At 41.1% G+C, this 22,994-nt stretch carries 25 protein-coding genes and 1 tRNA gene; 24 read left to right on the top strand and 2 right to left on the bottom strand.

Annotated features, from left to right (window positions below):
- Window positions 1–4: 4 nt before the first annotated feature.
- From WKR92_RS09855 to WKR92_RS09900, 10 genes are all read left to right on the top strand, one after another.
- Window positions 5–328, top strand: coding sequence for a hypothetical protein (locus tag WKR92_RS09855; protein ID WP_375557660.1), 324 nt, complete (start codon window positions 5–7; stop codon window positions 326–328).
- A 72-nt stretch (window positions 329–400) separates the two neighbouring features.
- Complete coding sequence (locus WKR92_RS09860; protein ID WP_375557661.1) at window positions 401–1,705, top strand: hypothetical protein; 1,305 nt, start codon at window positions 401–403, stop codon at window positions 1,703–1,705.
- Between the two features lie 39 nt (window positions 1,706–1,744).
- A complete protein-coding gene (locus WKR92_RS09865; RefSeq protein WP_375557662.1) occupies window positions 1,745–1,897 on the top strand; it encodes a hypothetical protein in 153 nt (50 codons plus the stop codon).
- A 109-nt stretch (window positions 1,898–2,006) separates the two neighbouring features.
- A complete protein-coding gene (locus tag WKR92_RS09870; protein ID WP_375557663.1) occupies window positions 2,007–3,038 on the top strand; it encodes a reverse transcriptase domain-containing protein in 1,032 nt (343 codons plus the stop codon).
- Window positions 2,998–3,345 (top strand): hypothetical protein, encoded by a 348-nt coding sequence (locus tag WKR92_RS09875; RefSeq protein ID WP_375557664.1) that lies wholly within the window; start codon window positions 2,998–3,000, stop codon window positions 3,343–3,345. The genes WKR92_RS09870 and WKR92_RS09875 overlap by 41 nt, the downstream gene beginning before the upstream one ends.
- 6 nt (window positions 3,346–3,351) lie before the next feature.
- Window positions 3,352–3,645: a DUF8468 domain-containing protein gene (locus tag WKR92_RS09880; protein ID WP_375557665.1), complete on the top strand. Its 294-nt coding sequence runs from the start codon at window positions 3,352–3,354 to the stop codon at window positions 3,643–3,645.
- A 9-nt stretch (window positions 3,646–3,654) separates the two neighbouring features.
- Complete coding sequence (locus tag WKR92_RS09885) at window positions 3,655–4,218, top strand: N-acetylmuramidase family protein (RefSeq protein ID WP_375557666.1); 564 nt, start codon at window positions 3,655–3,657, stop codon at window positions 4,216–4,218.
- A 1-nt stretch (window position 4,219) separates the two neighbouring features.
- Complete coding sequence (locus tag WKR92_RS09890) at window positions 4,220–4,489, top strand: hypothetical protein (RefSeq protein ID WP_375557667.1); 270 nt, start codon at window positions 4,220–4,222, stop codon at window positions 4,487–4,489.
- Window positions 4,490–4,506: 17 nt separating this feature from the next.
- Window positions 4,507–4,812, top strand: coding sequence for a hypothetical protein (locus WKR92_RS09895; RefSeq protein ID WP_375557668.1), 306 nt, complete (start codon window positions 4,507–4,509; stop codon window positions 4,810–4,812).
- Window positions 4,809–5,552 (top strand): DUF6808 domain-containing protein, encoded by a 744-nt coding sequence (locus WKR92_RS09900; protein WP_375557669.1) that lies wholly within the window; start codon window positions 4,809–4,811, stop codon window positions 5,550–5,552. The genes WKR92_RS09895 and WKR92_RS09900 overlap by 4 nt, the downstream gene beginning before the upstream one ends.
- On the opposite strand, the gene WKR92_RS09905 is transcribed toward WKR92_RS09900, so the two are convergent.
- Together WKR92_RS09905 and WKR92_RS09910 are read right to left on the bottom strand one after the other, a co-directional pair.
- Window positions 5,542–6,456: a hypothetical protein gene (locus WKR92_RS09905; protein WP_375557670.1), complete on the bottom strand. Its 915-nt coding sequence runs from the start codon at window positions 6,454–6,456 to the stop codon at window positions 5,542–5,544. The genes WKR92_RS09900 and WKR92_RS09905 overlap by 11 nt on opposite strands.
- 251 nt (window positions 6,457–6,707) lie before the next feature.
- Window positions 6,708–6,781 (bottom strand) — tRNA-Arg (locus tag WKR92_RS09910).
- Window positions 6,782–6,951: 170 nt separating this feature from the next.
- Between WKR92_RS09910 and WKR92_RS09915 the strand changes: the two genes are divergently transcribed.
- From WKR92_RS09915 to WKR92_RS09980, 14 genes are all read left to right on the top strand, one after another.
- Window positions 6,952–7,773 (top strand): alpha/beta fold hydrolase, encoded by an 822-nt coding sequence (locus tag WKR92_RS09915; protein ID WP_375557671.1) that lies wholly within the window; start codon window positions 6,952–6,954, stop codon window positions 7,771–7,773.
- A 6-nt stretch (window positions 7,774–7,779) separates the two neighbouring features.
- Window positions 7,780–8,790 carry a type I glyceraldehyde-3-phosphate dehydrogenase gene (gene gap / locus WKR92_RS09920; protein WP_375557672.1) on the top strand — a complete coding sequence of 337 codons (1,011 nt, stop codon included), beginning with the start codon at window positions 7,780–7,782 and terminating at the stop codon, window positions 8,788–8,790.
- A 68-nt stretch (window positions 8,791–8,858) separates the two neighbouring features.
- Window positions 8,859–10,046 carry a phosphoglycerate kinase gene (locus tag WKR92_RS09925; protein ID WP_375557673.1) on the top strand — a complete coding sequence of 396 codons (1,188 nt, stop codon included), beginning with the start codon at window positions 8,859–8,861 and terminating at the stop codon, window positions 10,044–10,046.
- Between the two features lie 541 nt (window positions 10,047–10,587).
- Window positions 10,588–11,055 carry a division/cell wall cluster transcriptional repressor MraZ gene (mraZ, locus tag WKR92_RS09930; RefSeq protein ID WP_375557674.1) on the top strand — a complete coding sequence of 156 codons (468 nt, stop codon included), beginning with the start codon at window positions 10,588–10,590 and terminating at the stop codon, window positions 11,053–11,055.
- Window positions 11,045–11,950: a 16S rRNA (cytosine(1402)-N(4))-methyltransferase RsmH gene (gene rsmH, locus WKR92_RS09935; RefSeq protein WP_375557675.1), complete on the top strand. Its 906-nt coding sequence runs from the start codon at window positions 11,045–11,047 to the stop codon at window positions 11,948–11,950. The genes mraZ and rsmH overlap by 11 nt, the downstream gene beginning before the upstream one ends.
- Before the next feature lie 2 nt (window positions 11,951–11,952).
- Window positions 11,953–12,363, top strand: a complete 411-nt coding sequence (locus WKR92_RS09940; RefSeq protein WP_375557676.1) for an FtsL-like putative cell division protein — start codon at window positions 11,953–11,955, stop codon at window positions 12,361–12,363.
- Between the two features lie 20 nt (window positions 12,364–12,383).
- Window positions 12,384–14,459: a PASTA domain-containing penicillin-binding protein gene (locus WKR92_RS09945; RefSeq protein WP_375557677.1), complete on the top strand. Its 2,076-nt coding sequence runs from the start codon at window positions 12,384–12,386 to the stop codon at window positions 14,457–14,459.
- Entirely contained in the window at window positions 14,456–15,913 is a 1,458-nt protein-coding gene (locus WKR92_RS09950) for a UDP-N-acetylmuramoyl-L-alanyl-D-glutamate--2,6-diaminopimelate ligase (RefSeq protein WP_375557678.1), read from the top strand. Before WKR92_RS09945 ends, WKR92_RS09950 begins: the two co-directional genes overlap by 4 nt.
- A 3-nt stretch (window positions 15,914–15,916) precedes the next feature.
- Entirely contained in the window at window positions 15,917–17,170 is a 1,254-nt protein-coding gene (mraY, locus tag WKR92_RS09955) for a phospho-N-acetylmuramoyl-pentapeptide-transferase (protein ID WP_375557679.1), read from the top strand.
- Window positions 17,170–18,537 carry a UDP-N-acetylmuramoyl-L-alanine--D-glutamate ligase gene (murD, locus tag WKR92_RS09960; protein ID WP_375557680.1) on the top strand — a complete coding sequence of 456 codons (1,368 nt, stop codon included), beginning with the start codon at window positions 17,170–17,172 and terminating at the stop codon, window positions 18,535–18,537. Before mraY ends, murD begins: the two co-directional genes overlap by 1 nt.
- 11 nt (window positions 18,538–18,548) lie before the next feature.
- Window positions 18,549–19,715, top strand: a complete 1,167-nt coding sequence (locus WKR92_RS09965; protein ID WP_375557681.1) for an FtsW/RodA/SpoVE family cell cycle protein — start codon at window positions 18,549–18,551, stop codon at window positions 19,713–19,715.
- Window positions 19,716–19,719: 4 nt separating this feature from the next.
- Window positions 19,720–20,835 (top strand): undecaprenyldiphospho-muramoylpentapeptide beta-N-acetylglucosaminyltransferase, encoded by a 1,116-nt coding sequence (gene murG, locus WKR92_RS09970; protein WP_375557682.1) that lies wholly within the window; start codon window positions 19,720–19,722, stop codon window positions 20,833–20,835.
- Window positions 20,822–22,183, top strand: a complete 1,362-nt coding sequence (murC, locus tag WKR92_RS09975) for a UDP-N-acetylmuramate--L-alanine ligase (RefSeq protein ID WP_375557683.1) — start codon at window positions 20,822–20,824, stop codon at window positions 22,181–22,183. Before murG ends, murC begins: the two co-directional genes overlap by 14 nt.
- Window positions 22,176–22,991, top strand: a complete 816-nt coding sequence (locus WKR92_RS09980; protein ID WP_375557684.1) for a cell division protein FtsQ/DivIB — start codon at window positions 22,176–22,178, stop codon at window positions 22,989–22,991. Before murC ends, WKR92_RS09980 begins: the two co-directional genes overlap by 8 nt.
- Window positions 22,992–22,994 lie beyond the last annotated feature (3 nt).

A 22,994-nucleotide genomic window follows, 5' to 3' on the forward strand; every position in this document is an offset into this window, starting at 1 on the left:
AAAAATGAAAAAACTAAAATTAAACACGCTAGAACGATTATTGATGTCAGCAAAATTCTTGCTTCAGCAAGGCGGATTTATTCAAATGCTTACTGCTGAAGGCATAAAGGGTAAAGTAAAGTTCAGTCCTGAAGAACTTGACGAACTTGAATTAAAGGATAACCCAAATGGATCTGTTTCGTGGAATTATAGTAAAGATCGTGAAGTTGAATACGAATTCACCGATTCAGAAGTTTCCATTCTCAAAAAAAGCATGGAAGAATTGGATCAAAATAAGCAGATCACTAACGATATATTAAGCATCTGCATCAAGGTAGACAAGTTGTAGGTTTTTTTCGCACTTTAAGTGCGTACATAGTAAGCATATATATGTTAACTTTACCACTATAAAAAATTAGTTATGGGAATATTAATTGGAGTAGGGCAAACAAGGCCCAAGTTTCCACACGATTATTATTATGGGATCGAATTTGATACTGAAGTAGCATCACCGACGTGTACACGCATTGGACGTCCTGAACTACATGTCTCATTACCGGTTCAATCCCGTATGCGTGGGTGTTTGCTGAACGATAACGGAACCGTAAGGTATTATCTTAATCCTAATGATTGGTCAAGACGTGACACGGGATCAGCTTCAGACCTTACGGGTGCACATGGTCAGGTGATGATCGAAGTTCCGGAATCATTTTGGCGTTTTGAATATGAAGGCACTAAGCGGCGTGTACTGATATCAGAACATAGCCTTCCAGGGTTTTACAAGGTGCCAACATTCTACATTTCGGCTTATGAAGCGACAATAAACCGTACAAACAACAAACTTTCTTCTGTTGCTAACATGTCACCTGACTACAGGGGCGGAAACAACAGTGCTACAAATGATGCAGCTTCGAATACCTTACTTGGTAAGCCGGCTACAGCAACATCGCTGATCGACTTCAGGGCTTATGCACAAAACAGAGGGGCAAAGTATTCCGCTTTGGTGTATGATGATTACAAATACGTTGCATGGCTTTTCCATGTTGAATACGCAACATTAAATAGTCAATTGCCATTCACTTCACAGCCAACTTCTGAAGGGTATAAGCAGGGCGGTTTGGGTGATGGTGTAACGAACCTGAATTCTACGTTGTGGAGTAATTTCAGTAGTTATTATCCTGTTATTCCTTGTGGACATTCTGATTCTTTAGGCAATAAATCCGGTGAAGTTGCTTACACTATGCCGGTTGAATATGATGCTTCAGGCGTGGTGACTTACGTCAACCGGTACCGTGGTATCGAAAACCCGTTTGGACACATATACAAGTTTGCTGATGGCATCAATATTCTGATCCAGTCTGATGCTGAAGGCGGTCAAAGTCAAATGTTCGTTTGCTCTGATCCGGCATTATTCACACACCTAAATAACGATAATTATGAGTTCAGAGGGTTGTTACCACGTGAATCAGGTGTATATATAAAGGAGATGCTTATGGGTGAAAAAGGGGACTATATGCCTTTTAGTGTAGTTGGTGCAAGTGCTACGACTTTCTTCTGTGATAGATTCTACACTACGATCCCTGAAACTGGCGATTCCATGCTGGCGGTTCTGTTCGGCGGATCTTCGCTTCATGGTGCGTCTGCGGGCTTCGGCATCTCGTATGCGTCTTATTCGGCGTCGTCTACGAATGCGTCTATCGGCTCGCGGCTTTGCTGTAGATCGTAATTCGGGGGTGCTTTTTTGCACCCCGTAGCGGTTAAAAAAATGGGTATAAAAATAATAAAGGTTGTGTGTTTTATGCGGGCGGTTCTGTTCAGCGGAAATTCGAATAATGGTGCGAATGCAGGCTTCGGCATCTCGAATACGAATAATTCGGCGTCGAATACGAATGCGAATATCGGCTCGCAGCTATGCTAGTTAAACTTTAAACATAGAACACAGACCTTGCCACTTGGCAAAAAATTAAAAGGTTAAAAGCCGTATTGGTAACGAAAGTGAAGGTTCGGTATAACAAAGCAAATTGTAAATGAAAAGAATAGGTAACCTATATCAAGATATGATCAGCATTGAGAATCTGAAGCTAGCAGATATCAATGCTAGGAAGGGTAAGCTTAAGTCCTATGGTGTTAAAAAACACATCAAGAACGAAGAAGCTAATATCCTTGCTTTGCATGACATGTTGAAAAACAGAACCTATCGGACATCTAAGTACGACATATTTACAATTGTAACGGATAACGGCAAAGAAAGAACTATTTACCGTTTACCCTATTTCCCTGATAGAATATGCCATCATGCTGCTATGGCGTCATTGGAACCTATTTGGAACAAAATATTTATTGCCAATACCTTCAGCTGCATTAAGGGGCGTGGTATTCACGGAGCCGCAAAAAAGGTCAAAGAAGCATTACGAAGCCCTTCAGGAAACAAATATTGCCTTAAGATCGATATCAAGAAGTTTTATCCTAATATCGATCATGACATACTAAAACAGATCATCCGGAAGAAAATCAAGGATCAGGACCTTCTTTGGCTTCTTGATGAAATAATCGATTCAGCCGATGGCGTTCCGATCGGTAATTATCTTTCTCAATTCTTTGCGAACCTATACCTAGCATACTTTGACCACTGGATCAAGGAGGTGAAAAAAGTTAGGTTTTATTTCCGGTACGCTGATGATGTTGTGATCCTAATGGATTCAAAGGAAGATTTAAACAATCTACTGAACGACATACGGACATATCTTCACAAAGAACTTAAGCTAACGCTAAAAGAGAACTTCCAAATATTCCCTGTTGCTGCAAGGGGAATTGATTTTGTCGGTTACGTCTTCTTCCATACGCACACATTGTTGAGAAAGACGATAAAGAAGAAATTTTGCCGACGGGTTTACAAATTAAATAAGCGCAAGAACATTCTTATTGAAGAATATAGACAATTGATATGTCCGTGGTTGGGATGGACAAAATATTGCGATTCATATAGATTATTAACTAAAATTTTAAACGACAAATACGATGAAGTCACAATCAAACAAAAGACCGCAAGTGCTGCATGATCTTGGTAACGGATCACATCACTATAATTTCAATATTGTCGAAAAGACAATCGATGAAGAAGACGGAAAAACCTCAAAGGTTTTCGAATACGATCAAGTATTGATTTGGGATACACCTACTGAAAAAAAGGTTGTAAAAGAAGTGATCCGTTCGAAATGGGATGCGAATCAAGAATTCGACTTGGTAAACAGTTATAACGCTTTTAATGAAGGTGTTTCTGATGATGAATCTGATAAGGACAATTATCTAGATTATTTGGATGAAATACGTGGTATAAAAGCTATGGTTAAACATGATTTTACATAAATAGGCATGACTAATTTTAGTGATCTGAACATTTCTACTTCAAAGCGATTTGTAGGTGATAAAATTAAAATCGCTAAAATCTTCAATAGGGAAATAGTCTTGAAAGACTTCAAGATCGAAGATAGTAAGTTCGAAGGAAAAGGTGACAGATTAAAGCTTCACTTTGAATTAGACGGTGAAGAACATATAACGTTCACCGCTTCAAAAACTCTTATGGAAATGGTCAAACGCATCCCATCTGAATCATTTCCTGTCAAGACCACAATAGTTAAGGAAGGTGAATATTTCGTCTTCACATAAAATATTGCTATGAAAAAATTAACAAACAACGATGTTTCTGATTTGGCTTGTCAAAACGGCATCGAATACGCCGCCTTGAAAGCCTTCATTGAAGTAGAATCGGGCGGCCGTGGGTTTGATCCCGTAACGGGAAAAATAATCATACAGTTTGAACCTTCGTGGTTCCGGAAGAAAGCACCTTATGCACCAACTGGAAAATGGAGTTTGAACGGAGTGGAAAGGCAGTCAAAAGAATGGATTGCTTTTAATGATGCTTTCTATAAAGATCCCGATGCAGCTATGCAAGCTACGTCGATAGGACTTATGCAAGTAATGGGATTCAACTATTCAATGGTGGGTTTTAAGACTGTTGGTGAAATGTGGGATTTTGCCAAAGTATCAGAACGTAACCAGTTGGATTTAGGCGTTCGGTTTATAGTTGCTAATCGTAAGCTACATAACGCTTTGATCAAAAAAGATTGGCATTTGGTCGCTTATTATTACAATGGTGAGAAATATAGGGAGATGGCTAAAATTTGGGGCCGGGAACCTTACGATATAAGTATGCAGAAAGCTTATAATAAATATATATAAAATGGAAAAAGTAACTGAAAAAAAACAATTCTCGCTCAAGGGGTGGGATTATGTTAAGGGTTTAATTTTGGCAGTCGTAACACCGGTCGTTGCTGTCATAATCCAGACCTTGGATGCAGGTGAACTAACGTTAGACTGGCTCACGATACGCACCGTTGCCGCATCCGCATTGTTTGCCTATCTGTCAAAACAATTCTTTGAACCTAGCAAAGTTGTGGTGGAGAAACCGGAAAAAGATACGGTTACGAGGGTAAAAAGGGCTGTTAGATAACTTAAACCAAGATCATTATGCCACTAAGATTTTTAAAAACATGGAAGTTAGACGATATCGAAAAACGCCCTTTAGTGGTAATGATAGCTTTACTTATTTCGATGTTGTTTTTCTCCGTCTCTCGGAAAGACACAAGGGAAGAAGACTGCAATGAAGAAAAGAAGGAATGGCAGGATAGATATGTTAACCTAACCAATGCCTTGATGGAAAAGAATGATATTATAGAAAGTAAAGATAAAGAAATTGACAGCTTAAAAAGTGAAAAAACTGATAGTGTGGTTCGTGAAGAAGTTTCACAGCCCATAAAAAACATATTAAAATGAAAAAAAGAAGTTCAATAACCAGCACTTTTCTGTTTATACTGCTTGTTGGAGCGTGTATAACAGCTTTTAGCCTTTGGCAGGATGCGAAAAGCTTAAAAAGTGAAAATAAACGGCTTCGTTCTACGCAAGTTGAAACGGCAAATACAATTGTCGAAAAGTATGTCGATAGAGTTGACACCGTTCAGCATACCATATTTAAAGATCGTATCGTAACAAGATCGGACTTAAAGAAAGGTCAGGTTCCGATCAACAAGGGATTGCTTGACACAATGGTGTTAGCGCTTAAAATGGCGGATGGCAATGAGGCTAAATTCAATAAACAAATAAAGGACTTAACCCGTATAAACGGACGTTTGGAAGGCGTGATCGAGGGTCTTAAGGGAGATATAGAAAAAGGGGTTTTGATTGATTTTAATTCGCAATACCTTAATGCCAGTGTCGATACACTTTATAAAATGACCTATGGATATGATGCAGAATTGCGTATTGCGACTTATGATGAACCCGGTGGTTTTTTAGGGCTTGGTAACCCAAAGCACTACATAGATATTTCTTCACCGGATACCAATTTTACCATAAATTCTATTGACCGGTTCCGTGTTGAAGTTCCGGTAAAGCCCAAACCCTGGGGTATCGGCATTATAGGCGGTTGGACTATAGACCCTACCATTCAGAATGGAGAACTTAAATTTCGACCTTCGTTAGGTGTTGGAGTTAGCTATAATGTTATCAGGTTTTAACATTATAGCTAACCAAGTCAACTATGATTTGACGCTTATCTGCTTTTGACCCATTTATTAGACTGATGTCTATCACAGCTGTATTTGATACATGTTCGATGTTATCAATATCAAGCCGTTCACCTTCCTTTATGTCAATGTCGATTTGATGGTACTGGTTTGTTTTTAAATCGTATATATAAAGTCCGTTGCTTATTATCACGGCTGTTTTATCGTAAGTAATAATTCCATTGGAGTTAAGACCGATTTGATAGTCTTCGTAAGTTGATCCGTCAATAATAATTTCATTGTTCTTATCAAGAATATAGTATCCTTTGTTCGTCGAAGGGTGACTAATATCGCTTTTTATCAACACATAATCGTCATGCCAATTATATACGCTAAAAGCATATCCTGAAGGAACCCATCCATAAAAATCAGAACCAAACAATTTATTATAAATCGGTTTATTGGAATTAACCTTGCTTGAAAACAATTGATAACTTTCAATATCAACGCTTCCAATTTCTGAAAAATACAGATACCCATATAAGTAATCCGACATACGTCTGTTGATAATCAAAGCAACCGCTTTTAATTCCTTCTTGTAACTGTCCTCTCCGACGATCACCGATTCTTTGTTCAAATTGAACCTTCCAAGTCCCCTTTTATTTTCTGTATCGAACACCAGTACGGATATTTCATTGTTGCTTTTGAGGTAATTTACGGAAAGTGTCGTTCCGGATTCAACTACATTAAGCAACTTTACAATATCTTCGTTATCACTGATCGATATGCCATATTTTACTTCTATTTCCTTAAATGGACTTACTTCAGTTTCTTCTTGATCAGGAACAATGTTGTTTTCGCTGCATCCCGTGCCGGCGATCACAAACAGGAAAATAACAGAATAAAGGAATCTCATAGTATGGTTAGTTTGTTTTATCGGGTGAATATACTTGTTTTTATAAACACCCAAAGAATTATTGATCTATATTTGAGTCAGAGTTATACGAATTGTTTTTTTGCGATTGCAATTCTTTATTTAGGGTACCCTTGCACCAAAAGTGTGAGGGTATTTTTTTGCCTAAAAATAAGCTTTTATGTAAAACCGCACAGTTTCCGCACAATGTTTAAATAAAAACGCCCTTTACGATGTGTAAAGGGCGTTATGTGTGCACTTGAAGGGAGTCGAACCCCTAACCTCCTGATCCGTAGTCAGGTGCTCTATCCAGTTAAGCTACAAGTGCGTCCTGAATCGGAACGCAAAGATATAATTCAATTTCTACATGAAGAAATTTTTTTCATAAAATATTGCATTATTTTTTATTCTGTGCATATAATCCGATGATCCTGACGCTTTTTTGTTAATTTTATCGTTCTACTACAGAGGTGAACTGAGATATAAATTAGACAAAATATGAGTGAGGTTAAGCGCAAAAAGGTGAGATTACGAGATATCAGTATATCTTATTTGTTAAAAGAAGTAGATGAAGCGGTGGCCACAGTAATCTTTATTCATGGTTTCCCATTCAATAAAAACACATGGAAACCACAATTAGAAGATTTGCCGGATGGTGTGAGCGGCATTGCTTATGACGTTAGAGGACATGGGAACACAACTACAGGTCACGGTTATTTTAATTTAGATGTGTTTGCAAAAGATCTACTCGCCTTTATCGATTGGTTGAATGTAGGTTCTGTTGTTGTTTGCGGTGTTTCCATGGGCGGTTATATTGCGTTGCGAGCTCACGAACTTCAGCCTGATAAGTTCAGGGGTCTGATATTTTGTGATACACATTCTTTTGATGATTCAAACGAAGGGCGAATTAAGCGGTTTGCAACGATAGATTCTGTTTTAAAAAATGGAAAAAGAGCGTTTTCAATAGGATTTGCCCAAAAGGTTTTATCCGATAGGGCGCGAACAAACAAAACGGAGGTGGTAGACCTGGTCAAGAGCTCGATTCGAAGAAATAATGAACGTAATATCTGTGCAACGCTACTTGCACTTGCATCTCGAACTGATACCACTCATACCTTAAGACATATCCAGGTACCTGTTTTGCTTTTGCGCGGAAGCGAGGACCGGATTGTCTCGATAGAACAGATGAAAAAAATGGAGGAGCTGATTCCGGATGTTCGTTATCAGGAACTCACTGGGTGTGGCCACCTTCCTAATCTAGAGAACGAAACTCGTTTCAATGGCGAGATCAGAAATTTTTTTATTAGTAAGATTTTATAATCATATATGCTTCGAATTGCAATTAACGGTTTTGGCCGCATTGGAAGGAATACTTTGCGGACGCTTATCTATCGAAAAGAAGACATCCAGGTTATCGCCATTAATGATTTGACGGATGCTGCGACGCTGACGCACCTCTTTAAATACGATTCTGTGCATGGGCCTTTTCATGGGGAGGTGAATGAAACGGAGGGGCAGATGATCATTAACGGTAAGAAAATACAAGTCTTAAATGAGAAAGATCCGTCGCGGCTACCTTGGGAAGAGCTTGATATTGATGTTGTTGTGGAGGCGACCGGCTTTTTTACGAAGAAAGAAGACGCCAAAAAGCATCTGACTGCAGGTGCAAATCAGGTAATCGTATCTGCACCATCACCGAGTGCAGAAATTCCTACATTGGTTTTAGGTGTAAATGATTCAACGGTCGACTTGTCGGCATCCCTGATATCAAATGCATCATGTACGACTAACAATGTGGCGCCGATGGTTAAGGTGTTAGACGAAAACTGGGAAATTGTTGACGGTTATATAACGACGGTTCACTCCATGACGGGCGATCAGAATTTACACGATGCTCCGCATCGTGACTTGCGGAGAGCGCGTGCAGCATCAGCTTCCATTATTCCTACGACGACAGGTGCAGCGAAAGCAATTACCAGCGTGTTCCCGCATCTGAAAGATAAGTTAGGAGGTGCTGGAATCCGCGTGCCGGTGCTTAATGGGTCATTGACGGATTTCACCTGCATCCTCAAGAAGCAACCAACCGTTGAAGAGATAAATTCGGTTTTTGAGGAGGCTTCGAAATCGTCTTTAAACGGAATCCTAAAGTACACGGAAGATCCCGTCGTTTCAGTTGATATTATCAACAGCTCTTATTCCTGTGTTTTCGACTCGTTGCTTACGTCGGTTGTAGGTGGTCTTGTGAAGGTCGTCGGTTGGTATGATAACGAATATGGTTATTCTAATCGGATGGTCGATTTATTAAGCAGAATCGATTCGCTAAAGCAAATGAATTGAATTTGAAACTCTCCTGATTTATTCTAAATTTGTTGCGTAAATTTTAATTTTATAAAGGGAAAAATACAATGAAGACAATAGATAACGTAAACTTTGCAGGCAAGAAAGCACTTATTCGTGTTGATTTTAATGTGCCATTAGATGAACAATTTAATATCACCGATGATACACGCATAAAAGGTGCATTGCCTACCATTAAGAAGATACTTGATGACGGAGGATCCGTGATTCTGATGTCTCATTTAGGTCGCCCCAAAAGCGGTCCTGAGAACAAGTTCTCATTAAGACATCTCGTTAATCATCTTTCTGATGAATTGAACGTTCAGGTTCAGTTTGCGGACGACTGTATTGGCGAGCAAGCGAAAGAAAAGGCGGCAGCATTGAAGCCAGGCGAGGTTCTATTGCTTGAGAATCTTCGTTTTTATGGAGAGGAAACGAAGGGGGATGCAGATTTCGCTAAGAAACTATCCGAGTTGGCTGATATTTATGTGAACGATGCATTTGGAACCGCACATCGAGCGCACGCGTCGACTGCTATCATTGCGGATTATTTCCCTAACGATAAATACTTTGGATATCTAATGGCTGCAGAACTAGAGAATGCCCGTAAGGTATTGGAGGAGGCAGACCGGCCGTTTACTGCCATTATGGGTGGAGCAAAAGTATCTGATAAGTTGGAACTGATCGAGGCTCTTTTGAGTAAAGTAGATAACCTGATTATTGGTGGCGGAATGGCTTATACGTTTGTGAAAGCACAGGGTGGGGAGATTGGAAATTCATTGGTTGAGTTAGATAAATTGGATTTGGCTCTGGAGTTAATGAAGAAAGCAGATGAAAATGATGTTAATCTTATTTTGCCAACCGATTCGATTATCGCTGATGAGTTTTCAAATGATGCACCGCACTATGCTGGACCTAACAATACGATTCCCGCGGATAAAATGGGTTTAGATATTGGTCCGGAATCAGCCGAGCACTTTGCTGAAGTTATTAGCGCTTCAAGAACGATACTCTGGAATGGGCCAATGGGGGTTTTCGAGATGGATAGTTATGCGAAAGGAACGCGTGCCGTTGCCAGTGCTATCGTGGCTGCAACTGAGCGTGGAGCATTTTCGTTAATCGGTGGCGGAGACTCGGCCGCGGCAATTGCTAAATTTAAGATGACTGAACATGTGAGTTATGTGAGCACCGGTGGAGGCGCCTTATTGGAGTACATGGAAGGTAAAGAACTACCTGGTGTAAAAGCTATCTCGTAAGCTGGATCTTATCTGACTCGTAGAATTCAGGTATTCGGTATACAAATAATTAATAAAAAGGACTGCCCTTTTTCCGTAACTAGGAAAAAGGGCAGTCCTTTTTTATGGTTATCGCTTGTCGATTGGTCGTGACCTGCCAATCACCAATGTGGATTAGTGAATATCGCGACAGTGAATGTTTTTAACTTTTGCGAGACGAACAGTGGTTAAGCAGTGGTCAAGCAGTGGTCAAGCAGTGGTTAAGCAGTCATCCCACCCTGATAAAAGGACTGTTTGAGGAGTGTATTACTACTGTTAATCTAGTGTTTTTCTAGAGTCAGTTATTTATAGTTGTATACGATGAGTCGCGAGTTATAAAAAACGGAACTTGTTGTTTGGAAGTTCTCAGCGGCTCTTCTTGTTACATCGATATAGGGTCGTTTTCCTGCAAAAGAGCAACAAATGCGCAAAATGTGGTGTGGAAAACTTTTTTGTGGGGGAAAGTGGGAGAAAGTGGAAGAATTTCATACTTTTACATTTGATTAGTAGATTTTGTCGACAAATGAGTTACTTCCTAGGAGAATATGAATGCAAGTTAGACACCAAAGGTAGAATGGTGTTGCCTGCTGCCCTCAAAAGGCAAATGCCTGATGTTGAGCGGGAGGGACTTGTTGTGAACCGAGGCCTGGAGGAGCATTTGGTGATTTACACTCGTTCTGAGTGGAATAAAATCATGGATGAGTTGAGTAGGCTTAATCAGTTTGAAAGAAAAAGCCGTGAGTTCATTCGCAAATTTATGCGCGGAGCTACCGAGTTGAGTTTGGATGCGGCGGGACGGGTATTGATTCCGAAATCGCTACAAGCTTATGCTGGAATTACTTCTGAAGTGGTTTTGGCTAGTCAGTTTGATAAAATAGAAGTTTGGTCGAAGGCCAATTATGATGAACAATGGGAGGATGAAGGGGATGATTTCGCTTCGTTGGCCGAAGAGGTTATGGGAAATTTGAGGAGGAAGGAAAATGAGCAATGATTACCACATACCGGTAATGTTAACTGAGTGCGTCGACGCACTTGATATTAAACCGAACGGGGTGTATGTTGACGTGACCTTCGGTGGGGGCGGGCATTCGCGTGAGATTTTAAAGCGATTAGGCCCTGACGGGAGATTGTATGCTTTTGATCAGGATCCCGATGCTATATCCAATTCATTGCAAGATGATCGTTTTAGATTGATTCATCAGAACTTTCGCTTTATGAAGAATAATCTGCGCGTTCATGGGGTGTCTGAAATTGATGGAGTTTTAGCTGATTTGGGGATTTCTTCACATCAGATTAATGAGCGGGAGCGAGGTTTCTCGACGCGATTCGATGCGGATTTAGATATGCGTATGGATCAGGTTGGAACGCTGAACGCTCGTGATATTGTCAATAATTATGCAGAAGAAGACCTTCATCGGATTTTTGGGATGTATGGTGAAATACAAAACGCAAGAACGTTAGCACGTGTACTGGTATCTGCACGGACGGTTGAACCAATTGTGACGGTGGCTCAACTAAAAGAAGCTATTGAAACAATTGTTCCGAAACGACGAGAAAACAAATACTATGCACAGGTCTTCCAGGCGCTGCGCATTGAAGTAAATAAAGAATTGCAAGCGTTAGAAGCATTTTTGCTGCAGTCGGCTGCGATACTGAGGGCGGGAGGACGATTGGTCGTGATGTCCTATCATTCACTTGAAGATCGTTTGGTGAAAAACTTTATTGCCAAAGGTAAATTTAAAGGAGAGGTGGAAAAGGATTTTTACGGAAATGAGATAAAACCATTGCGTGCAGTCAACAGGAAGGTAATCGTTGCATCTGCCGAAGAGATTGAAGGAAACAATCGTGCAAGGAGTGCTAAGTTAAGGATCGCTGAAAAGATTTAGTTATGGCAAATACTTACAAGAAGAATGAACCATTGACCGAAAAGATGCAACAGGAGATACAAGACTCTGTTGAAGAAAAGGCAAATGCATCAGAAGATTTTGTGCGGAAGGCCTTGTCTGTGGGTGGTTTGTCTTCATTGAGTATAGTTAATAATCTTCCGTTTATTTTGTTCATAGCCTTTTTGGGCGTGATATATATAGCGAACAGGCACTATGCAGAAAATACCGTTCGTAAAATATCGAGTCTAAGCAAAGAGGTGAAGGTCATGAGCTGGGAGTTTAAAACGTTGAAAGCCGACCTAATGCTGCGGAGTACACAGTCCGAAGTGCTTAAGTTGGTTGATACCGTAGGGTTGAAGGAGCTAGTTGTTCCGCCTAGAAAAATTGTAATTAAAAAAGAAACCGATAAATAGAGAAATATAACGTAGGTGAGATGAATATCAGAACTGACATACTACTCAGAGCCTATATTTCCTTTGGAATTATGGTGTTGATAGCAATCGCCGTGTTGTACAAAATGTTTACTGTTCAATTGGTTCATGGTGAAAAATGGGCCGCTATGGCAGACAGTTTGTCTACACGATACGTTGATGTGGAAGCTGCGCGTGGAAACATCTATTCGGTGGATGGAAGTCTTCTAGCCACCTCCGTTCCAGAGTATGATATTCGAATGGATTTATATGCTCCGGGTATTGAACTAGATGATGTTTTCTATTCAAAAGTAGATTCTTTGGCTCGTGCGCTTTCTGATTTCTTTAAAGACAAATCGCCCGCTCAATATTCACGCTCATTACGTAGGGCGAGAAGTGATAAGAACCGTTACTTCTTAATCAAAAGGGATGTAAGCTATCAGTCGATGAAGAAGATGCGGACATTCCCCATCTTCAATTTGGGTTACATGGCAGGTGGAATGATTGCCGAGCAAAAAAATAAGAGGGTATTGCCTTTTGATAATTTAGCTAAGCGGACGATTGGATACAAGAATGAGAATGTGCAGCCGGTTGGCTTAGAAGGGGCGTACGCTAATTATATCGATGGGAAAGGCGGAAAGCGCTTAGTGCAACGTATAGCAGGGGGCGTTTGGATGCCGGTAAACCCAGATATGGATGTCGCGCCTGTCGACGGGGCAGATATTATCTCAACCATTGATATCCGCATGCAGGATATCGCACAAAGTGCGCTTGAGCGCCAGCTGATTGAGAGCAACGCGGATAACGGTTGTGTTATTGTCATGGAAGTAAAAACCGGCGAAGTTCGGGCAATTGCCAATTATACTCGGGTAAAAGAAGGTGTGTACGAAGAGAAGTTTAACTATGCTATTGCGCAGAGTGCTGAGCCGGGGTCAACTTTTAAGTTGGCCTCTTACTTGGTTGCGTTGGAAGACGGAAAGATTGATACAGGAGATATTGTCGATACAGGAAACGGTGTTTTTAGAGTGTATAGCAAGGCGCATCGTGATTCGAAGCACGGCGGCTATGGGGAAATTAGTGTGAAGCGAGCTTTCGAAGTATCCTCGAATACAGCTGTAACCAAGCTAATCCATACTTATTATAACGATAGTCCGGCTGCATTTACGCGCGGGCTACATGAATTGCATTTGAACGAGAAATTGGGCTTGCAGTTCCCTGGTGAAGGCAAGCCTTTAATTAAAACGCCAGATTCAAAAACTTGGAGCGGACTATCACTGACTCAAATGTCTTATGGTTACGAACTACTGATGACACCTCTGCAAATGCTGACTTTTTATAATGCAGTTGCAAACGATGGACTGATGCTTAGTCCACTTTTTGTTAAGGAAATCCGTCGTTTAGGCAATACAATCGAACGTTACCATGCACGCGTAATAGATGAGTCGATTGCATCAGAGAAAACAATAAATGCTTTACAAGATATGCTCTTAGGTGCTGTAGAGCACGGGACGGGTAAGGGCTTGAAAAATTCGCTATTTAAAATAGCCGGGAAAACCGGTACAGCGCAAATGGCTGATGGCTCTGCAGGATATAGGGGAAGAAGGAGGTATCAAGCCTCGTTTGCTGGTTATTTTCCAGCGAATGACCCTAAGTACTCGATGATTGTTGTCGTTCAGAACCCTCGGAACGGATATTATGCAGCTAGCGTAGCTGGGCCTGTATTCAGTGAGGTTGCGCAACGGATTTACGCAAGCGACATGGATATGTATCAAGGTGTGGCTGGCTCGCAACTGATGCAGGCGTCGGTATCTCCTGAAACCAAGGCTGGTTCATTGGAGGCGGCAAAAACGCTATATCAGGAATTTGATATTAGTAAACCGGCTTCCAAAGATTCTACGCTTGTCGCCTATAATGATACCGAGGCTGTGAGGGGGAAAGTTCCAAACTTGATTGGTATGGGGCTGAAAGATGCTTTATATGTTTTGGGGAATGCCGGGTTTAAGGTATCAGTAAATGGTAAAGGTAAGGTTGTAAATCAATCTTTAGCAGCCGGGCAGCAATTGACAGATAATTTGTCGATTTCAATTGATTTAAAATGAAACAGTTAACTGACATATTGACCGACATAGACGTCCTTCACTTAGAGGGATCGTTGGACTTCGCGGTGCGTGATGTTCATTTTGATTCGCGAGATGTCGGGGAAGGTGACTTGTTTGTTGCTGTGAAGGGCGTAGCTACTGACGGGCATCTTTATATAGATCAGGCAATCGACAATGGGGCGGCAGTGGTCATTTGTGAAAAACTACCAGAAGTACTAAAAAGGGGAATTATTTATGTGGTTGTTGCTAATTCTGCAGAGAGCCTCGGTATCATTTCTCATAACTATTATGATCGGCCCTCCCAAAAAATTAAGTTGGTAGGAGTTACAGGAACAAATGGCAAGACAACTGTCGCCACACTACTATATCAACTGTTTGAGGGACTTGGATATCGTACAGGCTTACTGTCTACTGTTCATAATCGCATCAGTTCAGAGATTCTAAGTGCGAGTCACACGACTCCCGATCCCATCAATCTGAATAAATTATTAGACAAGATGGTGAACGAGGGTTGCGATTATTGCTTTATGGAGGTCAGCTCACATGCTATCGACCAAAACAGAATAGCTGGTATTTCATTTTCTGGCGGGGTCTTTACGAATATAACACATGACCACCTAGATTATCATGGTACGTTTGATCGATATATTAAAGCAAAAAAGACGTTTTTCGACCTCCTCCCGAAATCGGCGTTTGCGTTAACAAATGTAGACGATAAGAACGGGATGGTTATGTTGCAGAATACACGTGCTTATAGAAAAACCTATGGGCTTAAAAACCTAGCTGACTATAACGCGAAGTTGATTGAAAGTCATTTTAGCGGTATGCTTTTGAACGTTGAAGGTGATGAAGTATGGGTGAAACTAGTAGGGAAGTTCAATGCTTACAATGTTATTTCAGTTTACGCTACAGCTATGCTATTGGAGCAGGACCATAAGCGTGTGCTCACGGTCTTAAGCCGTTTATCCGGAGCGGCAGGACGTTTCGACACTCAGATATCTAGCGACGGAAGGATTGCCATTGTGGATTATGCGCATACGCCCGATGCATTAGAGAATGTACTCACCACCATTCAGCAATTGCGAAAAGGTTCGGAGCAGATTATTACCGTTGTTGGGTGTGGCGGTGATCGCGATAAAACAAAGCGGCCGGTGATGGCCAAGGTGGCGGTCGACTTGAGTGATAAAGTTATTCTGACGTCGGATAATCCTCGTACAGAGGATCCCGCGATGATTCTTCGGGATATGGAAATTGGAGTTTCGGATGCAGGAAGGCGAAAAACCTTTACTATCTCCGATCGCAGAGAAGCGATTCGAGCTGCATGTCATTTAGCTCAAGCTAATGATGTGATACTGGTAGCTGGTAAAGGACATGAAACCTATCAGGAAGTTCATGGAATAAGACATCATTTTGATGATAAGGAAATTTTAATAGAGACATTTAACGAACAATAGTTTATGTTATATTATTTGGTTCAATATCTTGAACAATACGTTCATATACCCGCAGGAGGATTGTTTAATTACATTTCCTTTCGTACGGCTATGGCTGTAATTGTCTCTTTAGTGATAACCACCGTATACGGTGGTCGGTTGATCCGTCTTTTACACAATAAACAAGTGGGTGAGACGGTTCGTAATCTGGGTCTGGCAGGCGAGAGCGCTAAGCAGGGAACACCAACGATGGGTGGCTTGATTATTCTTGGGGGTATTCTAGTACCTACCATTCTCTTTGCAAAATTAGAAAATGTCTATGTTATTCTAATGATCGTTACAACCATCTGGATGGGCGCAATTGGATTCTTAGATGACTACATCAAGGTTTTTAGGAAGAACAAAGAAGGATTAGCTGGAAGATTTAAAATTATAGGACAGGTAGGTCTTGGGATTATCATCGCATGCACGATGCACTTCCATCCAGATATTTTGGTGCGTCAGAAAGTGCCGGTGAACAAAGTGACCGAGCTGAACGAAGGTGACCTAACAAAACAGGTATCAAACAGCGGTCGCACCTATTATACGCAAGACGTGAAGTCGACCGTCACCAACGTTCCTTTCTATAAAGAAAATGAATTTGACTACGGGAATGTACTGACCATTCTGGGTGTGCCTGCCGGAAAGTTTGTTTTTCCTTTGTTTTTAGTGGTCGTCGTATTTATAGTCACCGCCGTTTCGAATGGAGCTAATATCACCGACGGTGTCGATGGTTTGGCTGCTGGCACGTCGGCAATTATCGGAATTACACTCGCGATACTTGCCTATGTGTCTGGAAATACGATTTTCGCCGATTATTTAAATATTATGTATATCCCCAACTCGGGTGAACTAGTGGTCTTTGCCGGTGCTTTTGTCGGTGCTTGTGTAGGCTTTCTGTGGTATAATTCTTATCCGGCGCAAGTATTCATGGGGGACACAGGTAGTTTAGCCATAGGCGGGATCATCGCTGCATTTGCCATCATGATTAGAAAGGAGCTTTTGATTCCTGTTTTATGCGGTGTCTTTTTAATTGAGCTGGTGTCTGTGATTATGCAGGTATCTTATTTTAAGTATACGAAGAAAAAATATGGTGAAGGGATACGCATCTTTTTGATGTCTCCTCTTCATCACCATTTCCAGAAAAAGGGCTATCATGAATCAAAGATTGTGACCCGGTTCTGGATTGCAGGCATTCTTTTGGCAATCATAACTATTGTGACGTTAAAGGTACGTTAATGGAAGAATTGAGGAATAATATCGATAAACAAAAACTGGTCGTTTTGGGAGCGGGTGAGAGCGGTGTGGGAGCAGCTATCTTAGCTCAACGGAAGGGTTATGACGTTTTTGTTTCTGATTATGGAGCTATTCCTCTTGCCTTTAAAGCGCGCTTAAATGAATATAAGATTCCTTACGAAGAGGACGGACATAATGAGCTGGTGATACTAGGATCGCAAATCGTCATAAAGAGTCCGGGTATCCCGCAGACGGCGCCAATTGTTAAAAAAGTTAAAGAAGCTGAGATTGATATCTTATCAGAGATTGAGTTTGCTTCACAATATACCGACGCTCAGTTGATTTGTATTACTGGGTCGAATGGTAAGTCCACTACGGCTACGTTGACTTGGTTTATTTTACGACAGGCCGGTTTGAATGTTGGCTTAGCAGGAAATATAGGAAAGAGTTTTGCCGAGCAAGTGGCACATGAAAAGCATGATTATTATGTGCTTGAAATTAGCAGCTTTATGCTCGACGATATAAAGCAGATGAAAATCGACATTGCCGTTTTATTGAATATAACTCCAGACCACTTGGATCGCTACGACTATAAAATGGAGAATTATGCGAAGTCGAAATTCAAGATTATTCAGAACCAAGATCAAGGTGGTGTATTCATCTTTAATCAGGATGATGAAGAAATTATGAAAAGGTTGGATAGTTATACTACACCTGCACAGAAATATCCATTTACGCAGCAAGGCGAGCTAGTTGAAGGTGCTTATGTGGATATGGATCATAATATAGTTATAAAAGTTTTAAATCAAGATACATTTGATATGTCTATCAACGAATTAGCCCTCCAAGGCAAACACAATGTCTATAATAACATGGCTTCCGGAATTGTTGCCAAGGTTTTGGAATTACGGAATGAGTCTATACGTGAGAGTATGGGCGAATACCAAAACATTGCGCATAGGTTAGAGCATGTTTCGCAGATTGGCGGTGTCAATTTTATCAATGATTCAAAAGCGACAAATGTCAACTCGGTTTGGTACGCCCTAGAAAGTATGCCCGGAGATGTCGTGCTTATTATGGGTGGGGTTGATAAAGGGAATGACTATCATATTTTGAAAGACTTAGTACGCACAAAGGTTAGAGCTATTGTTTGTATTGGTGAAGATAACCAACGGATTCATGAGGCTTTTAGCGATGACACTGAGATTATGGTGAATACGGCTAATATGCAGGATGCCGTATCGATGGCCTATCATCTAGCGAAAAAAGGCGATACGGTACTCTTATCACCTGCTTGTGCGAGCTTTGATTTATTTAAGAACTATGAAGATCGGGGAGATCAGTTTAAAAGTGCTGTTCGTGACCTATAAAAAATAAGTCCATGGTAAATAAGGTTTTTAGCAAATTAAAAGGCGATCGGTGGATTTGGATTATTGTTATCATTCTATCCTTATGGTCGATGCTTGCTGTCTATAGCTCGGTAGGAACACTTGCGTACAAAAATGGCATGGCTTCGGAGGTTTATTTGATTAAGCACGTATCGATGATTATAGGCGGCTTTGCTTTGATGTACTTCTCTCATTTACTGGATTATAGGTACTACGCAGGTATTTCAAAGATATTGATGATTGTCACCATACCCATTTTGCTGTATACATTGATTTTTGGAGAATCCATTAATGATGCGAACCGCTGGGTTACCATTCCGGTGATCAATCAGACCTTCCAGACATCAGATCTAGCCAAATTAGCATTGATTACCTTTTTGGCTCGGATGTTAACACGTAAGCAGGGTAACATTAAAGATGTCAAAAAAAGCTTTATACCTGTAATGGGCTCGGTGTGTATCGTTTTTGTGCTGATAGCTTGGGCAAATCTTTCAACGGCTTTGATGCTCTTTGGTGTGAGTATCTTGTTGCTGATTATAGGTCGTATCAGTCTGAAGCAAATTGCCTTAGTCTGTTTTGGTGGCGGACTTCTTTTGTTACTTGTGATCTTTGTAGGACCACGTAAGGAAACCTATATATCGCGTGTTAACACTTATATAAAAGGAGGCGAGGCAGATACAGATAAATCCTATCAATCAGATCATGCGAAGATAGCCATTGCGACTGGCGGTTTCTTCGGAAAGGGACCGGGTAACAGTACCGAAAGAAATGTGTTACCGCATCCGTATTCCGATTTTATTTTTGCCATTATCGTGGAAGAATACGGCGCATTGGGTGGAGTAATTCTCGTTTCCCTGTACATCGTTTTTATGTATCGGTGTATACGAATCGTTACGCAAAGTCCAAAGGCTTTTGGTGCCTTATTGGCTGCGGGACTGGGGTTCAGTTTGACCATACAAGCACTGGCGAATATGGCAGTAGCCGTAGGTTTAGGTCCCGTTACCGGTGTGCCTTTGCCGTTGGTAAGCATGGGTGGTACATCCATTCTCTTTACAAGCATTGCATTAGGAATTATTTTAAGCGTGAGTAGAAATATCGAAGAAGTGAGGTCAGAATCAACAAAAAAAGTAATTGTCGGTGAAATTCCGGCCATGGGATAAAAGTATGAATGGCAAGCGAATTATAATCAGTGGAGGAGGTACCGGTGGACATATATTTCCAGCGGTTTCCATAGCGAATGCTTTGAAACGCATAGCGCCTGATACTGAAATTCTGTTTGTTGGTGCACTGGGTCGAATGGAGATGGAGCGAGTACCCGCAGCTGGATATCAAATTATCGGCCTCGATATTCAGGGTTTTAATCGATCGTCTTTATTGAAGAATTTAAAACTACCAGTGAAATTGCTAAAAAGTTTATGGCGAGCAAAGGAGATATTAAGAGATTTCAAGCCTCATATGGCTGTCGGTGTCGGTGGGTATGCTTCTGGTCCCTTATTACACGCGGCCGGGACGATGAAGGTTCCTTATATTATTCAGGAACAGAATTCGTACGCTGGGGTAACGAACAAGCGACTAGCAAAGAAAGCTGAAAAGATATTCGTTGCTTTTGAGAATATGGACCGGTTCTTTCCGAATGAGAAAATTGTATTGGCAGGAAATCCAATTCGCAAAGAGTCGGTTGCCATCGAAGGTAAGCGATACGAAGCATTAGATTATTTTGACTTATCAGCAGATCGAAAAACAGTTTTAGTCGTTGGTGGAAGTCTCGGCTCCGACACGATGAATAAAAGTGTTTTTGGTGCGATCGACAGGATAGTCGAACAAAACTTACAAGTGATTTGGCAATGTGGGAAATACTACTTCGAATCGTATCGTGAAAAAGTTGAAGAGCGCTACCGTTCATATATAAAAATCTATCCGTTTATGGAGCGGATGGATTACGCGTATGCCGCAGCTGATGTGATTGTTTCGAGAGCTGGTGCGGGGACGATTTCGGAATTATGTGTGGTAGGCAAACCTGTTGTCTTGGTGCCCTCGCCCAATGTGGCTGAAGATCACCAGACTGTGAATGCGAAATCGCTTGTAAACCGGGGTGCCGCACTTATGGTGTCAGATAGTCGAGCCGAAGAAGAGTTATTTGACCAGGTGATCGATTTGATTTCAGATAGGGAGTTGTGCGAGCGTTTGGTAACTGAAATCAAGAAAATGGCAATTGTAGATGCAGATGTAGTTATAGCAAAAGAGGTTTTAAAGTTAGCAGACAAGAATGGATATCGATAATATAAAATATGTTTACCTAATCGGTATAGGGGGGATTGGGATGAGCGGGCTTGCTCGCTATTTTAATCATCTTGGTTATGCTGTATTCGGCTATGACAAAACTGAGACGGTCTTGACTCGCCAACTTCAAGACGAAGGAATCTCTATTGTCTATGACGATACAGAGTCTGTTATACCCGAACAGTTTTTACACCATTTGTCTGAGACATTGGTGATTTATACCCCAGCGATACCAAAGGCTTCGAAGATTGTTGCCAAACTTCGGGAGGCGGGGCATACCCTTTACAAACGTTCGGAGGTTCTTGGTTTGCTAAGCGCAAAGAAATTTACGATTGCTGTTGCGGGGACGCATGGTAAGACAACTACGTCAACCATGGTGGCTCACATTCTAACCGATAGCGGTTTTTCTTGTTCTGCGTTTTTAGGTGGGATAGCAACAAATTATAACACCAATGCGCTGTTTTCGGATAGTGACGTTATGGTCGTGGAAGCAGATGAGTTTGATCGCTCATTTCTGACCTTGCATCCGGATATTGCGATAGTAACCTCTATGGATGCCGATCATTTAGACATCTATGGAAGTCATGATCAGCTAAAAGAGTCGTTTCGATTGTTTATTGGACAGGTGAGAGAAACTGGTGTCAGGATTGTGCACGAAGGTGTGGACTTGCCGGTTGACTGGATGTATGGACTGAATTCGAGCTCACATGTTCATGCATCAAATATCAGAATTATAGGTTCGGATTTCTACTTTGATTATTACCAAGGTGGAGAAAAGATTGACAATATTTTGTTGGGAATCGCTGGCAGACATAATGTTGAAAATGCTGTGGCTGCTATAGCAGCGGCGAAAGCTTATGGAGTGCCTAATGATCTGATCAGAAAATCGCTGGCAAATTTTAAAGGAATTAAAAGACGCTTTCAGTACATCGTTAAGAATGAACAGCATGTTTATATTGATGATTATGCACACCATCCAAAGGAGCTAGAGGCTTGTTTTGATGCCGTGGATAGCATTTATTCTGATAGAAAGATGACGGTCATTTTCCAGCCGCATTTATTTTCTAGGACAAGAGATTTTATTGACGATTTTTCGTCTGTGTTAAGCAGTAACAAGATCGATCGTTTAATTCTTTTACCAATCTACCCAGCGAGGGAAGAGCCTATTGTAGGTGTAGATTCTGAATGGTTGCTTAACAAAGTGCAATTGTCTGAGAAATTCTTGATGGAGCCTCAAGAAGTTTTAAAGTACATTGAACAGGAGCGGCCGGAGTTGATTGTCACAGTAGGTGCAGGTGACATTGATCGTTTGGTTAAACCGATTGAAGAGATATTGTTACATGTTTAAAAGTTTGAAACATATACGCTGGAAAAGAGTATTGATGCTTTTCATCTGGATTGTCAGCCTCGGCGGATTGTTCGCTCTGATGAGTTTCATTTCGGTGAAAAGTAATGATCTGGCATGTCACGATCTGGTAGTCATTATTCCAGGCGAACAATCATTCGTCGCACGCGAAGATATTGATCAGTTGATCTTGGAGAAGCATGGTGAGATCGTTGGAAGGACACTAGCATCCTTGCCTATTCATGAGATAGAGGCCGACTTGCGATCGATTCCATTTATCGAGAATGCGTTGGTTAATATGGATATGGACGGGAAGGTGGAAGTTAGAATCAAACAGCGTGAAGCGGTATTGCGTGTGATTAACCGTAAGGGTGAGGATTTTTACCTAGATAAAAACCGTGTTAAGATGCCTCTGTCGAATCATTACGCACCGAATGTTTTAGTGGCGAATGGTTTTATAAATGAAGCCTACGGTGACGGATTGGATAGTCTTCAGACCGATCTTTTGGAAGGCCTCTATGCGGTTGCAGAATTCGTTAAACGCGATTCAATCTGGGATGCTCAAGTTGAGCAGTTGTATGTAAATAACAGAGGTGAAATAGAAATGGTACCTAGGGTAGGAGACCATCAAATTATTTTAGGGGACGCAGACTCCCTCGATGTAAAGTTTGAGAAGCTCCGTTTATTTTATAAGCACATCATACCGAAGGTCGGATGGAAAACTTACAAAGGAGTGAATCTCAGTTTTTCGAATCAAATAGTTTGTATCAAGGAGGAAGATAATAATATAAATAACAGCATTAATCAATAATAG

The sequence above is a fragment of the Albibacterium profundi genome (genome assembly GCF_042159835.1).
Classification (GTDB): Bacteria; Bacteroidota; Bacteroidia; order Sphingobacteriales; family Sphingobacteriaceae; genus Albibacterium; species Albibacterium profundi.